Source organism: Pantoea endophytica (assembly GCF_002858935.1).
GTDB classification, from domain to species: domain Bacteria; phylum Pseudomonadota; class Gammaproteobacteria; order Enterobacterales; family Enterobacteriaceae; genus Pantoea; species Pantoea leporis.
This window is the reverse complement of record NZ_PJRT01000027.1, coordinates 119,032-138,716: the sequence shown is the minus strand read 5'-3', so window position 1 is coordinate 138,716 and position 19,685 is coordinate 119,032. Positions and strand designations below refer to the sequence as shown.

Below are 19,685 nucleotides of genomic sequence, written 5' to 3'. Positions count from 1 at the left end.
AGACGGGTGCTACGAGGTATGGTGGTACAGCACAAAAGTGGGGGTGATCGACCTGAAGAAAAAGTCGATCACCATGGGTAAAGGATGTTAAAAAGTGTTCACCATGTCCCCGAACACCTGTCTACCATGTCCCCGGACTGTACAATGGGAGAGGGTTAGGGTGAGGGAAAAAGTGCGCTTAACTCATCCCACCAGCATCAATTCGCGGTCCTCTACCGCTGGCTTATTCAGCAGCGACAGCAAAATATTCTTCACGGCCTGCGCCGATGGCGACAGCGGCAGACGCGCCGAGATGTTCAGCGACAGCGGCAGATTGAGTGACGGACTGTTAATGCGCGCCATCCACGCATGGGTTGAACTCACCAGCGCCCGCGCTGCAGATTCTGGCAGCACCGTCACGCCCATGCCGCTGGACACCGCCGCCGTCAGCGTCGAAATGGATTCGATTTCGCCAATAATGCGCGCGCTCAGACGGCGCAACGAAAACGCTTCATCGACACGTTTACGCACCGCACTGTAATCGCGTGGCAGGAACAGGCTCATCTGCGCCACATCGGCCAGATCGACCGTGGCACCCGGGCACGCTGTTGCGCCCACCAGATAGAGCTCTTCTTTCATTAAAGGAATGCTGTTGATGCCCGCCGTTGGCGCACGGTCGTACAGCACTGCCATATCCAGCTGGCCGTTCATCACTTTTTCATTGAGCGAGGTGCCGCTGTTTTCATGCAGATACACCAGCACATCCGGGAACTGCTCACGCACCGTGTGCAGCAGCGGCATGGTGAGCGAAGATGCAGCAGTGCCCGGCGCTAAACCAATCGAAACCTGGCCGTTCAGTGCCTGCCCGGCGTTGATCACCGCCGTTTGCGCCTGTTCACACTGGCGCAGAATGGTGCGAGCGTGGGCATACAGAATTTTTCCGGCTTCAGTGGGCGTCACGCCGCGCTTGGTGCGGATCAGCAATTGCTGATCGAGTTCATTTTCCAGCGTCGCCACCTGCTGGCTAAGCGCAGGCTGCGCGATGTGCAGCACTTCTGCTGCCTGAGTCAGGCTGCCGATATCGACGATTTTTACAAAATACTTGAGTCGTCTTAAATTCATGTTGCCTCCGTCAATCCCCGAATACCCAGTTGGGTGTTTCAGCCTGCTGGCTTGTGGGAATGAAGTTGCAATATGCAGGCCAGGTTTGTTCGCGATGCAAAATTGCGTTGCCAGATTTTTCCTAACGGCACGGAAAATAAGCGTTTGTGATTACCTCGAAGGAGTTAATAAGCGTGGGCGATGACGTGATTTGCGTAAGCGTTGAACAACATGCACCGCGATGAGGCAGAAAATGCGAGTCAGGCGTGCAAAAAAGTGATGACCGGATGAGCTGGTTTGGTGCAGAAAACACAGAAAGTGAACAGAAACGGCGGGAATGGAACAAAAACGAGCAGGGAGTATGGGGTTAGCCAGTTGGAAAACTTATGTGGCGGGCGGTGCGCGTTGTCCCTCACCCTAACCCTCTCCCGCGCGCGGGAGAAGGAACCGACCGTGCACAATGTCACTACGCAAAATAATTCGCGCTGTAGCAAGGCGGCAAGAAAATTCAGCCCCGGGAGCATAGTTAACTATGTGACCGGGGGGAATTTTCGCAGCCAACGCCGCTACAGCGTGAAGTATGAAGCGTATTAGCGTTTTTTACGGTTGCGATGCATATCTATTGAAACCGCTGCGACGATGATGATGCCTTTGATGATGTCCTGCACGTAAGCATCGACACCGACAAAGGTGAAGCCGCTCTTGATCAGGCCAAGGATCACTGCACCAATCAGCGTACCAGTGATGCGGCCCACGCCGCCCATCAGGCTGCTGCCGCCGATAACCGCAGCGGCAATGGCATCCAGTTCGTACGCCATACCCATGCTGGACTGGCCGCTACTGACGCGCGCCGCCAGCACCACACCCGCCAGGCCAGAGAGCGCACCGGCGATGGTGTAGACAATGATCAGGTACTTATTAACGTTGATACCGGACACTTTGGCGGAGGTCATGTTGCCGCCAATCGCGTAGACATATTTGCCGTAGCGGGTGTGTTTCAGTGCGATATGGAACAGGAACGCCACCACCAGGAAGATAATGACCGGCATCGCGCCCTGGCCGATGGAGGTGAAGCCATCTGACAGGAAGCTAATCGGGTTACCCTGCGTGTAGTACTGCGCCAGACCGCGTGCCGACACCATCATGCCAAGCGTGGCGATAAAAGGCGGAATACCAGTTTTGGTGATCAGCACGCCATTCATTACGCCGCACAGCAGCCCGACCCCGATGCCGGCGACGATGGGAATCACCGCAGGCAGGTTCACCAGCGAGGGATACATCGGCGACAGGCTGTCTGAAGTTTGCGCCAGACTGGCCGCCACCACCGCGGTGAGGGCGATAACCGAACCGGATGACAGGTCAATACCGGTGGTGATGATGACCTGGGTCACGCCCACCGCGATGATACCGATAATCGCCACCTGCAGAATAATCAGCACTAAGCGGTTGGTGTTCATCAGGAAAGATTGGTCACGTACGTACCAACCGGCAATTTCAAAAATCAGGGCAATGCCCACCATCACGACAAAAATCCCGGTGTCTTTTGGCAGCTTGTGACGCAGGTTGCCAAAGAAAGAACTCTGTTCTGCGGCCTGCGGGGCCGTAATTTTTACGTTACTCATAGGTGTCTCACGCCTCACTCGGATGCCAACGACAAAATGGATTCCTGATTGGCCTCTTCTTTATCGAGGATGCCGGTTATACGTCCGCCGTGCATAACCATCACGCGGTCGCTCATGCCGAGAATTTCTGGCAGTTCGGACGACACCATAATGATGGCCACGCCGCGATTCGCCAGTTCACTGATCAAGCGATAAATCTCTGCTTTTGCCCCCACGTCGATACCGCGCGTGGGTTCGTCAAGAATCAGGATCTTCGGTTGCGCCAGCAGCCAGCGGGCAATCAGCACCTTCTGCTGGTTACCGCCGCTGAGGTTATTGATGATCTGATCCATGGTGGGGGTTTTGATGTTCAGCTTGCGAATCTGATCCATGCAGTCCTGCGCCATTTTGATGTGGCTGACAAAACCGCTTTTATGGGTGTAATCGGGCATGTTGACGATGCTCATGTTCTCCATCACCGACAACACCAGAAACAGCCCCGACTTTTTACGGTCTTCGGTCAGGAACGCCATGCCCTTCTCAATCGCCGTTGACGGCGAATCGATCTTGACCGGCACGCCATCAATCAGGATTTCACCGCTGTCGAAACTCTCCATGCCGAACAGGCTTTCCATCACTTCGCTGCGTCCGGCACCCACCAATCCCGCTACGCCGAGGATTTCGCCCTTGCGCACCGTGAAGTTGATGTCGGTGAAGCGATCTTTGCAGGTGAGATTGCGCACCGTCAGCACATCCCCACCGATTTCACCGTTGAATTTCGGGAACAGCTGGGTTAATTCACGGCCCACCATTTGCGTAATCAGTGACTGACGCGTGTATTCGCTGGTGCTGTTGCTGCCGACCCACGAGCCGTCACGGAAAATACTGATCTCATCGGTAATGGTGAAAATCTCATCCATCTTATGGCTGATATAGATGATGGCTTTGCCCTGCTCACGCAGGTCGCGGATGATGGTAAACAGGTGCGCCACTTCGGTTTCCGTCAGTGCCGAGGTCGGTTCATCCATAATCACGATGTCCGAATTCCATGACACCGCTTTCGCGATTTCCACCATCTGCTGCGACGCAATACTTAACTCGCCGACCAGACGATCGGCTTTCAAACGGATATTGAGTTTGTTCAGCAGTTCCTGCGTCTGTTTGTTCAGCTTGCCGTGGTCAACAAAGCCGTACTTCATCGGTTCGCGGCCGAGCCAGATATTCTCGGCCACGGTCATGTAAGGCACCAGATTGAGTTCCTGGTGAATCATGGAGATGCCGGAACGCAGCGCATCCATGGTGTCCTGAAACTGCACCGGCTCCCCTTTAATGCGAATGGTGCCCTTATCGGGACGATACATCCCGATAAGGCATTTCATTAAAGTGGATTTGCCCGCCCCATTTTCACCCATCAGGGCATGTACCGACCCCGGTTTAATACGCAGTGAGACATTGTCGAGTGCCTTCACTCCGGGGAAGAACTTGCTGATGCCTTCGGCTTCAAGCGCAAAAGCGGTCATACATCACCTCCGTACGGCTAAGTCGGTTACGGTTTATTTCTGGTTCTGACTGGCGAATTTTTCGTAGTTATCTTTGGTAATCAGCTGGAACGGGATATCGACGACTTTCTGCACTTTCTCGCCGTTAATCAGCTTGACCGCCGTTTGTACCGCGCCTTCGCCCTGACCTTTCGCATCCTGGAAGACCGTGGCGACCATTTTGTCGTTCTTGATCATCTGCAGTGCGTCCGGCGTCCCATCCACACCCGCTACCAGGATGTGATTCGGGTTTTTACCCAGCGCCTGCAGCGCACCGATTGCCATTTCATCGTTGTTAGAGGCAATCGCCTGAATGTCATCGCCCGCGGTCAGCCAGTTACTCACCACGTCCACCGCATCATTACGGGTGAATTTGGCGGTCTGTTTCTGCACAACTTTAATGCCCGGATATTTGGCGACCACCGCTTCCACACCTTTGGTGCGTTCACGGGTGGATTCGTTAGCCAGGTCACCCAGCAGAATCGCCACGTTGCCTTTGCCGTTCATCTTTTTAGCCAGCGCTTCCATCTGCAGACGGCCCGCCAGTTCAGAATCCGAACCGACAAACGCCATTTTGTCTTTCAACTCGCCTGCCGGTTTACGGTTGACGAACACCAGCGGCACGCCGGCTTTCGCTGCGGCATCCACCAGCGGTTTCACCGCGTTGGTATCCACTGGGTTAACGATAATGGCGTCAACGCCCTGACCAATGAAGTTCTGCACCTGCTGCAGCTGCTGGGCCACGTCACCTTTGGCGTCTTCAACCTGGCCTTTGATGTTGTCTTTTTGCATCTCTTTCTGCATTGCGGTGCGCAGAATGGTGAGGAAGTTGTCATCAAACAGCGCCATAGAAACGCCTACCTGAAGGTCTTTTGCCATCACGGCGGCAGGTAACATGCAAACTAACAGGGAAGTTAATAACGCTTTTTTGAATTTCATAGGTAACCCTTCTTATTCGTTAACATGCTCAGGTTGGCTGAGACCGCGAATGAAAAATATCTTTTACATTCACCCAACGTCGCTGGCGTTTTTTTTGTGGTTGTAGAGGTAAGGCTTCTGGTCTAACGCTATCGATTTACTGCATCTTTTCTGTGTAACCCGCTACTAATCAGCCAGTTATTTTCGAAATGCCGTTTCAGATGACACAACTCATTTCGTCGGTGATGATTAGCAGTTCATTTATTTCATCTAACTTGCATTTGAAACTTTCATCATAAAAGCACTGAAATGATTGTTTTAAAATCGGCAAATAACAAAACTTTGACATGCATCTAACATCTCAAAGGAATTGCGTTTAAAGTGAGATCTTGCTGGCAGTTTAGAATCTGATCATTCAAGGCAGAAAAGCAGCATTCCGCTGCTTTTACGCGCACTTAAACCAAAAGTGTGCAGTCGGGCTTTGACAACGGGGATCGGCATCGCTAATATGCGCCTCGTTCACACGATTCCTCTGTAGTTCAGTCGGTAGAACGGCGGACTGTTAATCCGTATGTCACTGGTTCGAGTCCAGTCAGAGGAGCCAAATTCAAAAACCCCGCTCAGGGAAACCTGAGCGGGGTTTTGTGTTTTTGAGGATTTGCCAGGTCGCCACGAGCAACTACGTCAGCGGAGCCAGCTCCAGACTGCTGCGGAAATCGTTGCCGACATAATCGTTATCGATCAGCTGGCGGCGACGCAGTTCTGGCAGCAGGCCGTTGAGCAGCAAATCCTGCTGATCGGGCTGGCCGAGTCCATGCAGCGAAATCACATCCAGCACGCCGGCGCGGTAGCGCTGTTCGATGGCATCGGCCAGGGTTTCTGGCGTACCTGCAACAAACCAGTGGCCGGTCTCTTCGGCTTTGATGATCAGCTCGCGCAGGGTTAATCCTTCCAACGCATAGCCACGGAAAATGGCGGCGCGCCCCTGACGACGATGCACCTGCGCCAGTTCGGGAATTAACGCGGCGGGCAGCGGTTGGTCGAGCGGCACATCGCGCAAATCCACCTCGCCGCCCAGCATGTCGGCCACGCGTAATCTGCCCTGTTCATAGTTGATTCGTTCATGCTTATCGCGCAGACGGCGCGCCACATCGGCGTCGCTGTCGCCAATGATGGCGTGGAACGAGTTCATGATCAGCGGCGGATTATGTTCGCGGCCAAAACGTCGCGCCCGCTGCTGCACATCAGCCACGAAGGTTTGCGCGGCATCAAACGTGGGCTGCGATGTGTAAATCACCTCGGCATAACGTGCGCCGAGCGTGACGCCCGCGTCGGATTGGCCCGCCTGGAACTGCACCGGACGGCGCTGTGGCGGCGGCGGTACGTTAAGCGGTCCCGCCACCTGGAAATAGTCGCCGCGATAGTGAATCGGATGCAGTTTGCTGTGGTCGAGACGAATGCCGCCGCTGGCGGTGCGCTGCACTGCCGCGCGTTCGTTGGCGTCATACAGCGCGTTCATCACTTCAATAAATTCAGTGGCGCGCGCGTAGCGCTCCTGCGGTGGCGGCAGCTGGCTTTCCCCGAAGTTCTCCTCACCTACCGATGACGTTACCGCGTTCCAGCCCGCGCGACCGCCGCTGATGTGATCGAGCGTGCCGACCTGACGCGCCAGATTATACGGATGCAGCCAGCTGGTGCTGACGGTAGCGATTAAACCGATGTGCGAAGTGACCTGGCTCAATGCCGCCAGCGCAATCAGCGGATCTTGCGTGCCGGTGGTGCCCGCTAATCCGGCCGCATCGGCCTGCAGCAAATCGGCGGTGAACAGGCCGGTGATTTTTTCGCGCTCGGCAATTTTCGCCAGTTCGATGGCGCGCGTGATGCCCACGCCGGTCTGGCTGTCATTGGCGGCGGAAATCACACTGCTGGCGCCGACCAGCGTTTTCAGTTTTCTGCGATAGGTTTGCGACACAACACTCTCCTTTATGGTTGTCGCGCGAAATCCGCTTTGACATGGTTTAAGACGTCCGCATCGGTCAGCAGACGTAAGCCGGTGCGTGCCAGTACGCGGGCGCCAATCAGCAGCGCCTGATAACCGCGCTCAGAGTTGGCCGCTTCACGGAATGGCACGGTATGGAAAATCAGATCGTCGGGGCCGATTTTCAGCCACGGATGCGCCGTCGGCACCGCGTGGCTGATGTCGCCAGCATCGGTGGAGACTTTGTTTTTCTGCGGTGAGAGATCAACCTGCTCGCCTGCCGCGGTGAGCTCTTCCAGCAGCAAGGCATCCAGCGCTGCGTTGAGTTTGAAATCGCGCGGACCAACCTGATGATCAATCTCGACGCGTGCGCCGGTCGCCAGCGCCACGCCTTCAGCAATGGCACGCAGACGCGGCTCATGGGATTCCACCACTTCGCGGCTGTCCGCGCGGATGTAGTAATGCGCGGAGGCGTATTCCGGGATCACGTTCGGGGCCTGGCCGCCGTTGGTGATAATGCCGTGCACGCGCACGCCATCCGGCAGTTGCTGACGCAACACGCTGATGCCGTTGTAGAGCAGCACCAGCGCATCCAGTGCGTTGATCCCTTCATGCGGCGCGCTGGCGGCGTGCGACGGCTTGCCGTAGAAGTGGAAATAGAGATGATTATTGGCGAGCGTGGATTCAGTCAGGCGGGTTTTGCCCGAAGGATGCACCATCAGCGCCACGTCGACATCTTTGAGGTAGCCGGCTTCGACAAAGCGCTTTTTCACGTTGCCTTTGGGTCCGCCCGGTCCGGCTAATCCGCCCTCTTCCGCGGGCGTGCCTAACACCACCACGCGTCCACCGGTTTGATCCAGCACCTGCGCGAGCGTAATGGCCGCCGCCACGCTGGTGGTGCCAATCAGGTTATGACCGCAGGCGTGACCGATGCCGATCAGCGCGTCATATTCCGCGAGAAAAGCGATGGTGGGGCCCGGTTTGTCGCTGGCCTTCACCGCGTAGAACGCCGTTTCATGTCCGGCGACGTTGCGCGTGACCGCAAAGCCCTCAGCGCTGAGTAGTTGCGTGAGTTGCTCACTGGCAAAATATTCGTTGTTGCCGGTTTCGGGATTTTGGAATATCGCCTGCGATACCTTGAGATAAGCGGCGCTGTGTTGTTCGAGGCTGTTTTCGAGCGTGAGCTGAAATGGATTCAGCGACATGAGCATTCTCCTTTGGCAAAACAATGCGCAATAGATTGCGCCGCTACCTTAGATGCAGGTATTCGTAGCGGCGCGATTTATCGCGCATCAGTGATAATCAATGGCGCTTATCAATACGCTGCACTAACCGGTCGCCGAGCCACTGAATGCCGCACACCAGCACAATCAGCACCGCGATCACCGCGATCATCACTGAGGTTTCAAAGCGCTGATAGCCATAACGGATCGCCAAATCGCCCAGTCCGCCTGCGCCAATCGCGCCGGCCATCGCCGAAGCACCAATCAGCGCCACCAGCGTGACCACAAACCCCGACAAGATGCCGGGCAGCGCTTCCGGGATCAGCACATCCCAGACAATGCGCAGCTTGCTGGCGCCCATGGCGCGCACCGCATCAATCAGGCCGCGATCGACATCACGCAGCGACACTTCCGCCACGCGCGCGAAGTACGGCGTGGCGGTGATCGACAGCGGCACAATCGCTGCCCAGGTGCCGAGCGAGGTGCCGACCAGAAAACGGGTAAAGGGAATCAACGCCACCAGCAGAATAATGAACGGCAGCGAGCGGAAGCTGTTGATGATCAGGCCCAGCACGCGATTCACGCTGCGATGCTCGGCAATGCCGCCGGGGCTGGTCATCACCAGAATCAGGCCGAGCGGCAAGCCCGCCACCAGCGAAAACAGGCCGGAAATCACCGTCATTAAAACCGTTTCGCCTAACGCATTGAGTAAAAGATCAATCATGACTGGCGACATAACCCACCAACTCCACTTGAGCCTGCTGCGCGTGCAGCCAGCTGAGAATCTGTTGCTCGTCGGCCGCGTTGGCTGCCGGGAGCGCAATAAAGAAACGCACCACCGCGTAGTGCTGGATGTGATCGATGCCGCCCTGCAGCAGGCGGAACTTGCCCGGCAGCGCGCCGGCAAAGCGGGTGAGCAGATCGCCCTGCGCATCGTCACCGGCAAAGTGCACGCTGTAGATGGCGTCGCCTTGCTTGTCATCGCTGAGGCGCGCAGCAATATTTTCCGGCAGCTGCGGCAGCAAACCGCGCAGCAGCGTGCGCGTCAATTGCGAGTTGGGATGCGCAAACACCTGCCAAACCGGACCTTGTTCAATGATTTCACCGGCATCAATCACCGCCACGCGATGCGCCACGGATTTGATCACTTCCATCTCATGGGTAATCAGCAAAATGGTGATGCCGAGTTTTTGATTCAGGGATTTGAGCAGCGCCAGAATTGAGCGCGTGGTTTCCGGATCGAGCGCCGAGGTGGCTTCGTCGCACAGCAGCAGCGCCGGGCTGGCCGCCAGCGCGCGGGCAATGCCAACCCGCTGTTTTTGACCGCCGGATAACGCTGCCGGATAGCTTTGTGCTTTGTCCGCCAATCCCACCAGCGCCAGCAGTTCCGCCACGCGCTGCTGGCGTTGCGCTTTATCCATGCCGGCGATTTTCAGCGGCAGCGCAACGTTCTGCGCCACCGTTTTTGCTGATAACAGATTGAAGTGCTGGAACACCATGCCAACGCGGCTGCGCACCGTTTGCAGCTGTTTTTCCGACAGGCCGGTGATGTTACGGCCTTCGATTTCAATGACGCCTTCATCAGGTTGTTCCAGCCCGTTGAGACAGCGGATCAGCGTGGATTTCCCCGCGCCGCTGCGCCCAATCAGGCCAAGGATTTCGCCTTTCTGCACCGTCAACGAGATATCGCGTAGCGCCTGGATTTGTCCAAAGCGACGTGACACGCCTTGCAGGCGCACCACGCTGCCGCTGTCGCGAAACTTCACCTGCGCCTCGTCATGGGCACTTTCCGCCACGCCGCGTTTCACGGCGGTAAATGGCGTTTCGGCTGCTGAGAATAACGTCATCTTTATCGTTCCTTACCAGGCCGTTTCGCCCGTGCCTTTGTAGACCTTGTCAAACACGGTCTTCACGGCATCGTTCTGATAAGAAGCCACCAGCGTTTTCACCCACGGCGCGCTGACGTTCTCTTTCTTAACCGCAATAAAGTTGTTGTACGGGTTATCTTTTACCGGCTCCTGCGCAATGCGATCTTCGGCGGTCAGGCCACTTTTCAGCGCCCAATCGGTGTTGACGACGGCGGCATCCAGATCAGGAACGGAGCGGCCGATGATGCCGGAATCCAGCTCTTTGATTTTCAGATGATGCGGATTGGCGGTGATATCGGCGGTGGTGGCCGCGATGCCGACGCCCGGCTTCAGTTTGATCAGGCCTTGTTGCTCAAGCAGCATCAGACCGCGCGCTTCGTTAGAGGGATCGTTTGGCACGCCAATCACCGCGCCCTCTTTCAGCGCTTTGGCGCTTTTCACTTTCTTCGAGTAGAGACCAATCGGCCACACGGCGGTATCGCCGACGCGTACGATGTCGTAGTGATTGACCTTGATTTGGTTATTGAGGAACGGCTGATGCTGGAAGGCGTTGGCATCCACTTCGCCGTTTTGCAGCGCTTCGTTCGGCTGGTTGTAATCGTTGAAAATGACGGTTTTCACCGTTAAGCCTTTCGCCGCCGCCTGTTTGATCACTTCGCGCCAGACGTCTTCATCTTCGCCGCTCATAATGCCGACTTTTACCGAGGTTTTGTCCGCCGCGTGCGCGATGGACAGCGGCGATAGCGCCGCGCTGGCCAGCAGCAAGGCGCCAGCCGTTAACAGGAATTTATTTTTTACTGATGACAGACGTGTGTGCATAAAGTGCTTCCTAATCGTTATAATTGCGCGAGTCAAAATTAGCTGTCGTAACGACAGATGACCGCAGTATACGCAGTTGCTTATTCCTGCATTATGATTTATTCAGGAATGCTATTCCTGAAAAGCATAAAGCCGCAGCGCCGCTCGCATCGCCACACGCGAGAAATGGCTGTGCTATCCTCCCCCTTTTGATGGACTTGTTACTGAGCGCTATGTCGGACACCACACCTAAACGAAAAAATGACCCTGAAGGGCTCAAGAAGCGCATTCTTGCTGGTGCGCTGAAAATGTTCGCCGAGTTCGGTATGCAGGGCGCACGGCTGGAGCAGATCGCTGAGCACGCGCAAACCACCAAACGCATGGTGGTGTATCACTTTGGCAATAAAGAGCAGCTCTATATTGAGGTGCTGGAGCAGGTGTATCAGGCGATTCGCCAGCATGAAACCGGCCTTAATCTCGCCGAGATGGCACCGGAACTGGCGATGACAAAACTGGTGGAAGCCAGCTTTGATTACCACGTCTCGCATCCGGATTTTATGCGGCTGGTGTGTACCGAAAACCTGCTGCGCGGGCGCTACATCATGCAATCCGAACGCATTAAGGCGCTGAACAAAAGTGCACTCGATGTGCTGGATGACATTCTGACGCGCGGCCAGCAGCAAGGGCTGTTTATTGCTGGGCTGGATACCGTGGATGTGCACCGCTTGCTGAGCAGCATTTGTGTGCATCACGTCTCCAATCGCTACACCTTTCACACGCTGTTCACGCCGAACGATAGCGAGGAAGACAGCATCCGTCGCAACCGCCAATTAGCCGTCACCGCCACGCTGCGTTATGTGCGCAAAGCCCCGTAGGCTGCGGCTGCGCGCTGATGGTCTACGCTTTTAAATTTGGGACCGTCACAGACCACAGACTAAGGAACGCCGTAGTGAACAAAGATCCCCACCTTTATCCCTTACGCCATACGCAGAATACCGATCGGGACAGCGCACTGTGGAACTGGGCGCAAAACTCGGTGGTTGGTCAGCGTAGTCAGTTACATCAGCCGCAAACTGAAGCGGAGTTGCAACAACTGCTGCGCACCGCCAGCGGTAAAGTGCGCGTGCTGGGCAACCGCTTGTCGCCGGGCCGCATGCTGGGCGTTGATGAGCAGGATTTGCTGCTGGATCTCAGCGCGTTCAACGGCGTGATCGCCCAAGACGAAGAGAGCGTCACCTTTGCCGCCGGTACGCCGCTGGAGCAGGTTTACAGCACCTTAACCGAGATGGATCGCATGCTGGCCTCGTCGCCGGGCGTGATTGCGGTGCAGACGCTGGCGGGCGCAATGGCCACCGGCACGCACGGCCAGGGTTTAGCACAAAGCTCCATCGCCGATGAAGCGCTGCGCATCCGCATGGTGTTGGCTGACGGCAGCGTGCGTGAATTTGTGCGCGGTGAGCCCGATTTCACTGCCGCACAGGTTTCGCTCGGCACCCTGGGCATTGTGACGGCCGTGACGCTGCGCACCCGCCCTTTCCGCCTGTTTACCTGCCACAAATTCGCCGTCTCCGCCGATACGCTGGAGAACGATCTGATCGAATGGAACCAGCAGTATGAGATGAGCAAAGCCTGGTGGTTTGTCGATGACAACCTGATGCACGTGTGGAACGCGCACGAAGCCAGCGCTGAAGATTCGCAGGCATGGCACGCCAATCAGCGCGAGGTGATTGAGCATGGCGATGACACCGACAGCAGCCTGAATGACACCATCGACCAGACGCTGGCGCAGATGCATCGCGATACGCAGATTCACGGCAAAGGGGGTAAACAGTTCCGCACCGTGACGCGTTTCCGCGATTTCACCGACATCAGCGGCGATATCTATCAGCTATTTTGTCGCGGCATTGCCGTGCCGCAGATCAACGTCGAGATCGGCGTGCCGCTGGAGAAAACGCCGCAGATTATCAGCAAGATCAAAGCGTGGTATGCCGAGAATCATCCGCACATGCACTATCCGATCATTCTGCGCTGTACCGGCGCGTCTGAAGGCTGGCTCAGCCCGGCGTATCAGCACGCCACCTGCTTCTTTGGCTTTGTGGTCTATTACGCTGATGACGGTTCGCTGTCGCAGGATGGCCTGCATTTTCTCACTGAAGTCGAGAAGCTGCTGGCGGCCGAAGGCGGACGTCCGCACTGGGGCAAATATTACGATCCGCAGCGCTATCAGTGGCGCGATATCTATCCGCAGTGGGACGCTTTCCGCGCGGTGCGCGACCAGCTCGATCCACAACGCCGTTTTAGCAATGACTATGTCACTGCTTTGTTTGATTAAGTTTGAAGGGGAGAAACCATGTTTGCATGGGTAACGCTATTAACGCAGCCGAACTATTTTATTGGCGTGAAGGCGCTGCACCGCTCGCTGAAGCGCAGCGAAACCCGCTGGCCGCTAATTGTCATGGTCACCGACGCCATCGATCTGGAGACGCGTGAAGCGTTGCAGGCGCTGGGCTGCGTGATCCATCCGGTGGATCCGCTGATGCCAAACGCCGAACTGGAGCAGCATTACGCCTCGGCGCAGTTCGGAGAAGTGTGGAGCAAGCTGCGCGCGTGGGAGCTGGTTGATTGTGAGCGCGTAGTATTTCTCGATGCCGACATGCTGGTGCTGCGCAACATGGATGAGCTGTTTACGCTCGATCTGGGCAAGCATGCGCTGGCAGCGTGCCACGCCTGTCGCTGCAACCCCAATAAGATCGCCAGTTATCCCGCCAGCTGGCAGCCAGAGAATTGTCACTATACCTGGCAGGATCGCGGCGAACCGGCACCGTCCACGCTCGATCGCTACCTGAACGGCGGCTTCCTGGTGCTGAAGCCGGATCTGGCGGTGTTTGCGTGGCTGCAGGAAAAAGTGGCGGGCATTACCGATTTGCGCCGCTATCCCTTCTCCGAGCAGGATTTGCTTAATGAAGTGTTCGAGGATCGCTGGCTGCCGCTTTCGTACAAATACAATGCGCTGAAAACCTTACAGTTCCAGCACAGTAAGATGTGGCGCGAAGATGAAGTGAAGAACCTGCACTTTATTCTGGCGAAGCCGTGGAAACGCGACCTGAATCAGCCTGAATCGGAACGCGACCGCTACTACGCGCTGGATAAGCTATGGTGGGAGTTCGCGGTGGAATAAAAAAACAGCGCGATTCGTCGCGCTGTTTCATATGAATTGCCCATTACTGTGCGCCAGGTCGCCATAAATGGGTGCCCGACGCAGCTTATGAACGGGTCTTCGCAATGCGCTCGAGCGCGACCTGCGCCAAAAAACCTGAACGGGTTTTGAATTCGGGATGCGTCGCTACGCAGCGGTCAATGCGATCAATCAGCAGTTTTGGCAAAGTTACGTTGATTTTCTCGGACCCGCCCAAAATGCGAGTGACATCCACATCAATAAGCACCCAAACATAACCTGCATATTGCGGATCTTTCATCAACGATTTCAATTCAGAAACCGCCGGGATGTCCTGCTCTAATTCTACCAGCAGCTCCAGATGGCCGATAATCGCCTCTTTGGCATTTGTTACCGCCGCTTCCAGCGTATCTCCAGCAGAAAAACAGCCCGGCAAATCCGGCACCGTGACGCCAAATGCCGTGCTTTGGTCACCCGCCTCAATCGCGATGGGATAAAACATACGTCACCTCTTTCGAATTAATGGACAGTCAGTCCGGCTTGTTTCCTGATACTTTTCACCGTTTTGATCGGCAAATCCTTTTTGGGGTGCGGTATCGTCACCAGCCCTTTTTTTACCGGATGGACAAAATGGTGATGGCTGCCGTTCACACGTATTAGTTCCCAGCCATCGGCCTTGATCTCGGCCATTAATGATCTGCTATCCATGCCATTGCCTTTCCGCGTCCTGAAAGCATAAAAGATAACCCCAATAACTCTAAATCGCAAGAAGAGTTATTGGGGTTATCTATTCCCAAATAAAAAGGTCGTCATAAATGACGACCTCAAGATGAGTGGTAGATGGAAATTTATTGCGCTTTTGGCTCGCCCATCGCTTTCAACTTCTTCGACAGCTCGCGACGCTCTTTGGAGAGGTCAGCGTTTTTGATGATGTACTCATCAACGCGGTCTTCATAGTCCACACGCATGCTGGCGATAATTTCCTGCACCGCCTCGATGCTCATGCCGGGTTTGATGTATTCACTCAGGTTGTCCAGCAGCAGCACACGTTTCTGGTTATCACGGACTTTCTTCTCGTTATCCACGATTTCGCGCTGCAGTTTGTTTTTACGACGGAACATACGCACAAACTCCAGTACGTCCTGAAATGATTGCTTGGCATTTTCCATGTTGGCACCTTTCTTGAGGCCTGCGTCGGCAGGCGGAATAGTCATAACGTTTAGCTTAGCGGCTTGGCCGCCAGGGTTGCAATTCTCACCGCTAAATTCGGACTGGCGCTTATCTTAGCGCAAAGAAAGGGTGATTCACATTAAGTCCTTGCCTGAGAAAACTATTTACGCAGCGCCAGACGCACTAAATCGGTCATACGCTCCAGCTGACGCGCCTGTTCGAGGCTCAGCCAGACGTAGCCGTAAATCGCCGTGGTTTCGGAACGTCCGCTGCGATTAGCAATCAGCTGCTCCAGTTCCTGGGTGATCTCCTCCAGCGCGTGGCTGTTGGCGGTGATCTGCTCGGTTTCGCCTTTCACCATCAGCGTGGCCAGCGCATTTAGCGTGTCTTCTGTCATCTGCTGGGTGCGGCGCAGCGTAGGTGCGTTGAGCATAATCAAGTGGCTTTCACGCGACGACCACCATGCATCAATTTGCATCTGCATGGTGTTGACCAGATTGCGATTGATGGTTTGGATCGCCTCAAACACCGATTTCGGAATGCGCGTCTCTTTACTCGCCGGCTCCAGCAGCGCGCGCATTTTGATCACGCTGCTCAGCAATTTCTGAAAAGGTTTATTCAGCCGCGGCTTCTCCAGCAAATTGGCGGAGAAGCCGGTGTGATGCAGTTTGGCCATGGCGATAAACGCATCCGATAACTGGATGCGCCAATGCGTATAGGCGCGCTGCGCCCAGATGGCGCTGAACAGCAGCGCCATCAGTGAACCGAGAATCACATCGCCCCCGCGCCACATGGCGATGGTGAAATCCCCGGCCGGTGCGCCAACCACCACGCCGAGCGTGATGCCGATCAGCAGCGCCATGTAGGGATGTTTTCCCAGCGTCAGATAGCCACAGACCACCATCACAACGGCGCACCACACCAGCATCACCGGCAGTGAAAACAGCTCAAGCTTGAGCGCGATCAGGCCAGAAATCAGTCCGGCAAAGGTGCCGCTAATGCGCTGCACCACGCGCGGCAGCACGTTGCCCCAGGTGGAAATCGGCCCCATCACGACCACCAGCGTAATCAGCGGCCAGGTGCCTTCGGGAATGTCGGTGAGCCGCACAAACAGGAAACACAGCACAAAGGCGATAGCGATACGCACGCCGTGTACGGTGCGATAGTGGCGGTAGAACCAGAACTCAATCTGCGAGATGGGCTTGTCAGCGCGTAACATGGTTGTCCGGGAACGCTAAAAATTTGCGCGCTATGTTACCCTGTCGACGGCTGCATCATCAGGGTCGAACGCAATTATTTTTCAGGTTTTGCTGAAATACAACATGGACGTTACATCAGGTTTTCCCAATAGAAACATTGATGTAACGCAGCGTGTTTGGTGCGTGCATTAAAACGGTTGCCATGAATGGCGATCGGAAAATCACGTCATCGCGCACCAGCACACCTTTCTGGTCTGCAACGCCTACAGCGATTGTGTCATCATCGCCGCATCACGGCGACGATGATGACGCGGAAATACGCGACAGATTACAGTTTCTGTTTCACGTAATCGCTGATACGCGTAATGATGCCTGCCTCTTCCACCGCTTGCAGCGCGTAGAGCGGATAGCTGGCCAACTGCTTATCTTTGTCCGTCACCTGAATTTCGCCAATCTGCTCGCCCGCTTTCAGCGGCGCTTCCAGATCTTTGCGATCGATAACGTATTTCGCCATCACGTTGGCCACTTCTGTGCGCGGCAGCGACAGGTAGATATCCTGCGTGGTGCCGACATCGACCTTATGCGGATTGCCGTACCAGACGTTTTCGCTACCGATTTTTTTGCCTGCGTGGAACAGTTGCACGGTATCAAAGCTGTTTTGGCCCCACACCAGCAGCTTGCGCGCCTGATCTTCACGCCCTTTCGGGCTCTTGCCGCCCATGATCACCGCAATCAGGCGATGACGTCCGACGACGTTGGAAGCGATGATGTTAAAACCGGCGCTTTCGGTGTGGCCGGTTTTCAGACCATCGACGTGCAGATTTTGATCCCACAGCAAGCCGTTGCGGTTGTTTTGAGTGATGCCGTTCCACGTCAGGCTTTTCTCCCCGTACATGGCGTAGAAATCGGGCTCGCCGCTGATGATGGCGCGCGACAGCACCGCCAGATCGCGTGCGGTGGTGTGCTGGCCCGGCGCATCGAGGCCGTGCACGGTTTCGAAATGGGTGTGCGACAGGCCGAGTTTCTGCACGTAGCTGTTCATCATGGTGACGAAGCTGCTTTCGCTGCCGGCCACGTGATCCGCCAGCGCTACGCAGGCATCGTTACCGGAATCGATGATCACGCCGCGCATCAGGTCGCGCACCGTGACCTGATCGCCCGGCTTGAGGAACATCAGCGAGGAGCCTTTGAACACCGGATTGCCTGCGCCCCACGCATCTTTGCCGATAGTGACTTTGTCATCGCGGCTGATTTTATTCTGATCGATAGCGCGATCCACGACATAGCCGGTCATCAGTTTGGTCAGGCTGGCCGGGTTACGCTCTTCATCCGGATTGCCAGCGGTGAGAATTTGTCCGGTGGTGGCGTCCATCAACACCCATGAAGCCGCATCAATCGGCGGTGGTGTCAGGGGAAACGGCATACTGTCTTCAGCCTGCGCCCACGATGCCCAAATAATTATTCCAGATACAGTTACCAGCAGACGCCTTTTCAACACTTCTTCCTCAAAATCAAAAAAATGAATTTACCGCCGCACGTTTTACGGCAAATAGCGCTTACAGATCTGAATAAATTGAAAAAAAGTATGAACTGCGCATAAATGCTGCGCGCCTGCTCGCAGCGAGGATGATCGAGGTTGTACTGCTACCCATGGACGACTATCCTGTGCGTTGATTCTCCATTGCCAGGATAACGCCGTGCCCGCCTCTGAGTTCACCTTCTTATTCCACGATTATGAAACCTTCGGTAAAAGCCCGTCGCTGGACCGTCCGGCGCAGTTCGCGGGCCTGCGTACCGATAAAGAATTCAATGCAGTAGGTGAACCGCAGGTATTTTATTGCCAGCCAGCCGACGATTATCTGCCGCAGCCGGAAGCGGTGATGATCACCGGTATTACGCCGCAAACCGCCAAAGCGCGCGGCGTGACCGAGGCGGCGTTTGCCGAACGCATTCACGGCCTGTTTAGCGAGCCGCAAACCTGTGTGATTGGTTACAACAATGTGCGTTTTGATGACGAAGTGACGCGCAATATCTTCTATCGCAACTTCTTTGATCCCTATGGCTGGAGCTGGCAGAACGGCAATTCGCGCTGGGATTTACTCGATGTGATGCGCGCCTGCTACGCGCTGCGTCCGGAAGGCATTGAGTGGCCGGAGAATGACGATGGCTTCCCCAGCTTCAAGCTGGAGCATCTCACTAAGGCCAACGGCGTAGCGCACGAACAGGCGCACGATGCGATGTCCGACGTTTATGCCACGCTGGCGATGGCAAAACTGGTAAAAGAGAAGCAGCCGAAGCTGTTTGAGTTTCTGTTTACCCATCGCAACAAACAGAAACTGATGACGCTGATTGATATCCCGCAGATGAAACCGCTGGTGCACGTCTCCGGCATGTTCGGTGCGGCGCGCGGTAACACCAGCTGGATTGTGCCGCTGGCGTGGCATCCGGATAACCGTAACGCGCTGATTGTCGCCGATTTGGCCGGTGATATGTCGCCGCTGCTGACGCTGGAATCTGACGAACTGCGCGAACGTTTATATACCCGCCACAGCGATTTAGGCGATCTGCCTGCGGTGCCGATCAAGCTGGTGCACATTAATAAGTGTCCGGTGCTGGCGCCTGCCAGCACGCTGCGTCCGGAAGATGCCGCGCGCCTCAACATCGATCGTCAGCAGTGCCTTGCAAACCTCAAGCTGCTGCGTGACCACGCGGAAGTGCGTGAGAAAGTGGTGGCGCTGTTTGCCGACGCCGAGCCGTTTACCCCGTCAGATGATGTTGACGCACAGTTGTATGACGGTTTCTTTAGCGATGCCGATCGCGCTGGCATGAATATCATCCGTCAGACGCCGCCGCAGAATTTACCGGCGCTGGATTTGACCTTCGACGACAAGCGCATTGCTAAATTATTGTTCCGTTACCGTGCGCGCAATTTCCCCGGCACCCTCGATGACGCCGAACAGCAGCGCTGGTTGCAGCATCGCCGCGAAGCGCTGAATGCCGAGCGCGTGCAGGCGTTCTTACTGGAGCTGGAGTCGCTGGCGAGTTTGCATGAGGGAAATACGGAGAAGATGGCGCAGCTGAAGGCGCTGTATTTGTATGCGCAGGAGCTGGTGTCTTAGTTCTCTGCGAATGTTGAT

Annotated in this window: 18 protein-coding genes and 1 tRNA gene; 5 read left to right on the top strand and 14 right to left on the bottom strand. The window is 55.7% G+C overall.

Features of this window, described 5'->3' with window-relative positions:
• Positions 1–183: 183 nt before the first annotated feature.
• From nac to PZBJ_RS16755, 4 genes are all read right to left on the bottom strand, one after another.
• Complete coding sequence (gene nac, locus PZBJ_RS16770) at positions 184–1,101, bottom strand: nitrogen assimilation transcriptional regulator NAC (RefSeq protein WP_101763422.1); 918 nt, start codon at positions 1,099–1,101, stop codon at positions 184–186.
• Positions 1,102–1,670: 569 nt separating this feature from the next.
• A complete protein-coding gene (locus tag PZBJ_RS16765; protein ID WP_101763421.1) occupies positions 1,671–2,702 on the bottom strand; it encodes an ABC transporter permease in 1,032 nt (343 codons plus the stop codon).
• A gap of 14 nt (positions 2,703–2,716) precedes the next feature.
• Positions 2,717–4,201, bottom strand: coding sequence for a sugar ABC transporter ATP-binding protein (locus PZBJ_RS16760; RefSeq protein WP_101763420.1), 1,485 nt, complete (start codon positions 4,199–4,201; stop codon positions 2,717–2,719).
• A 33-nt stretch (positions 4,202–4,234) separates the two neighbouring features.
• Positions 4,235–5,158, bottom strand: a complete 924-nt coding sequence (locus PZBJ_RS16755; RefSeq protein WP_101763419.1) for a sugar ABC transporter substrate-binding protein — start codon at positions 5,156–5,158, stop codon at positions 4,235–4,237.
• A 507-nt stretch (positions 5,159–5,665) separates the two neighbouring features.
• On the opposite strand from PZBJ_RS16755, the gene PZBJ_RS16750 reads away from it, so the two are divergent.
• A tRNA-Asn gene (locus PZBJ_RS16750) sits at positions 5,666–5,741 on the top strand.
• A 75-nt stretch (positions 5,742–5,816) separates the two neighbouring features.
• Here the strand turns inward: PZBJ_RS16750 and PZBJ_RS16745 are convergent.
• The 5 genes from PZBJ_RS16745 to PZBJ_RS16725 form a co-directional block, all read right to left on the bottom strand.
• The gene (locus PZBJ_RS16745; protein WP_101763418.1) at positions 5,817–7,109 is read right to left on the bottom strand and encodes an NtaA/DmoA family FMN-dependent monooxygenase; all 1,293 of its coding nucleotides are present in this window, start codon (positions 7,107–7,109) and stop codon (positions 5,817–5,819) included.
• Positions 7,110–7,120: 11 nt separating this feature from the next.
• Entirely contained in the window at positions 7,121–8,320 is a 1,200-nt protein-coding gene (locus PZBJ_RS16740) for a M20 family metallopeptidase (protein WP_101763417.1), read from the bottom strand.
• Positions 8,321–8,417: 97 nt separating this feature from the next.
• Positions 8,418–9,074, bottom strand: a complete 657-nt coding sequence (locus tag PZBJ_RS16735) for a methionine ABC transporter permease (protein WP_101763416.1) — start codon at positions 9,072–9,074, stop codon at positions 8,418–8,420.
• Positions 9,055–10,185: a methionine ABC transporter ATP-binding protein gene (locus PZBJ_RS16730; RefSeq protein WP_101763415.1), complete on the bottom strand. Its 1,131-nt coding sequence runs from the start codon at positions 10,183–10,185 to the stop codon at positions 9,055–9,057. Before PZBJ_RS16730 ends, PZBJ_RS16735 begins: the two co-directional genes overlap by 20 nt.
• A gap of 12 nt (positions 10,186–10,197) precedes the next feature.
• Positions 10,198–11,025 (bottom strand): MetQ/NlpA family ABC transporter substrate-binding protein, encoded by an 828-nt coding sequence (locus tag PZBJ_RS16725; protein WP_101763414.1) that lies wholly within the window; start codon positions 11,023–11,025, stop codon positions 10,198–10,200.
• A gap of 212 nt (positions 11,026–11,237) precedes the next feature.
• Here PZBJ_RS16725 and PZBJ_RS16720 point away from each other — a divergent pair, with 212 nt between their 5' ends.
• The 3 genes from PZBJ_RS16720 (at position 11,238) to PZBJ_RS16710 (ending at position 14,182) form a co-directional block, all read left to right on the top strand.
• The gene (locus PZBJ_RS16720; protein ID WP_101763413.1) at positions 11,238–11,879 is read left to right on the top strand and encodes a TetR/AcrR family transcriptional regulator; all 642 of its coding nucleotides are present in this window, start codon (positions 11,238–11,240) and stop codon (positions 11,877–11,879) included.
• Between the two features lie 74 nt (positions 11,880–11,953).
• Positions 11,954–13,336 carry a D-arabinono-1,4-lactone oxidase gene (locus PZBJ_RS16715; RefSeq protein WP_101763412.1) on the top strand — a complete coding sequence of 461 codons (1,383 nt, stop codon included), beginning with the start codon at positions 11,954–11,956 and terminating at the stop codon, positions 13,334–13,336.
• Between the two features lie 18 nt (positions 13,337–13,354).
• A complete protein-coding gene (locus tag PZBJ_RS16710) occupies positions 13,355–14,182 on the top strand; it encodes a glycosyltransferase family 8 protein (RefSeq protein WP_101763411.1) in 828 nt (275 codons plus the stop codon).
• 85 nt (positions 14,183–14,267) lie between these two features.
• Here PZBJ_RS16710 and PZBJ_RS16705 read toward each other — a convergent pair whose 3' ends face one another.
• The 5 genes from PZBJ_RS16705 to dacD form a co-directional block, all read right to left on the bottom strand.
• Positions 14,268–14,681, bottom strand: coding sequence for a type II toxin-antitoxin system HicB family antitoxin (locus PZBJ_RS16705; protein ID WP_101763410.1), 414 nt, complete (start codon positions 14,679–14,681; stop codon positions 14,268–14,270).
• Positions 14,682–14,698: 17 nt separating this feature from the next.
• Positions 14,699–14,887 (bottom strand): type II toxin-antitoxin system HicA family toxin, encoded by a 189-nt coding sequence (locus PZBJ_RS16700; RefSeq protein WP_007891008.1) that lies wholly within the window; start codon positions 14,885–14,887, stop codon positions 14,699–14,701.
• 140 nt (positions 14,888–15,027) lie between these two features.
• Positions 15,028–15,348, bottom strand: coding sequence for a PTS system regulator TmaR (gene tmaR, locus PZBJ_RS16695; protein WP_008110563.1), 321 nt, complete (start codon positions 15,346–15,348; stop codon positions 15,028–15,030).
• Between the two features lie 161 nt (positions 15,349–15,509).
• A complete protein-coding gene (locus PZBJ_RS16690) occupies positions 15,510–16,568 on the bottom strand; it encodes an FUSC family protein (protein WP_101763409.1) in 1,059 nt (352 codons plus the stop codon).
• A 308-nt stretch (positions 16,569–16,876) separates the two neighbouring features.
• Positions 16,877–18,043, bottom strand: a complete 1,167-nt coding sequence (gene dacD, locus PZBJ_RS16685; RefSeq protein ID WP_206098220.1) for a serine-type D-Ala-D-Ala carboxypeptidase DacD — start codon at positions 18,041–18,043, stop codon at positions 16,877–16,879.
• 202 nt (positions 18,044–18,245) lie between these two features.
• On the opposite strand from dacD, the gene sbcB reads away from it, so the two are divergent.
• Positions 18,246–19,667 (top strand): exodeoxyribonuclease I, encoded by a 1,422-nt coding sequence (gene sbcB, locus PZBJ_RS16680; RefSeq protein ID WP_101763407.1) that lies wholly within the window; start codon positions 18,246–18,248, stop codon positions 19,665–19,667.
• The last annotated feature ends 18 nt before the right edge of the window (positions 19,668–19,685 follow it).

Coding starts and splice junctions, on each gene's coding strand:
- PZBJ_RS16725 (WP_101763414.1), bottom strand. CDS start 11,025: ATGCACACACGTCTGTCATCAGTAAAAAATAAATTCCTGTTAACGGCT.
- nac (WP_101763422.1), bottom strand. CDS start 1,101: ATGAATTTAAGACGACTCAAGTATTTTGTAAAAATCGTCGATATCGGC.
- PZBJ_RS16740 (WP_101763417.1), bottom strand. CDS start 8,320: ATGTCGCTGAATCCATTTCAGCTCACGCTCGAAAACAGCCTCGAACAA.
- PZBJ_RS16730 (WP_101763415.1), bottom strand. CDS start 10,185: ATGACGTTATTCTCAGCAGCCGAAACGCCATTTACCGCCGTGAAACGC.
- PZBJ_RS16720 (WP_101763413.1), top strand. CDS start 11,238: ATGTCGGACACCACACCTAAACGAAAAAATGACCCTGAAGGGCTCAAG.
- PZBJ_RS16690 (WP_101763409.1), bottom strand. CDS start 16,568: ATGTTACGCGCTGACAAGCCCATCTCGCAGATTGAGTTCTGGTTCTAC.
- PZBJ_RS16700 (WP_007891008.1), bottom strand. CDS start 14,887: ATGGATAGCAGATCATTAATGGCCGAGATCAAGGCCGATGGCTGGGAA.
- tmaR (WP_008110563.1), bottom strand. CDS start 15,348: ATGGAAAATGCCAAGCAATCATTTCAGGACGTACTGGAGTTTGTGCGT.
- PZBJ_RS16760 (WP_101763420.1), bottom strand. CDS start 4,201: ATGACCGCTTTTGCGCTTGAAGCCGAAGGCATCAGCAAGTTCTTCCCC.
- PZBJ_RS16735 (WP_101763416.1), bottom strand. CDS start 9,074: ATGTCGCCAGTCATGATTGATCTTTTACTCAATGCGTTAGGCGAAACG.
- PZBJ_RS16710 (WP_101763411.1), top strand. CDS start 13,355: ATGTTTGCATGGGTAACGCTATTAACGCAGCCGAACTATTTTATTGGC.
- PZBJ_RS16765 (WP_101763421.1), bottom strand. CDS start 2,702: ATGAGTAACGTAAAAATTACGGCCCCGCAGGCCGCAGAACAGAGTTCT.
- PZBJ_RS16705 (WP_101763410.1), bottom strand. CDS start 14,681: ATGTTTTATCCCATCGCGATTGAGGCGGGTGACCAAAGCACGGCATTT.
- PZBJ_RS16755 (WP_101763419.1), bottom strand. CDS start 5,158: ATGAAATTCAAAAAAGCGTTATTAACTTCCCTGTTAGTTTGCATGTTA.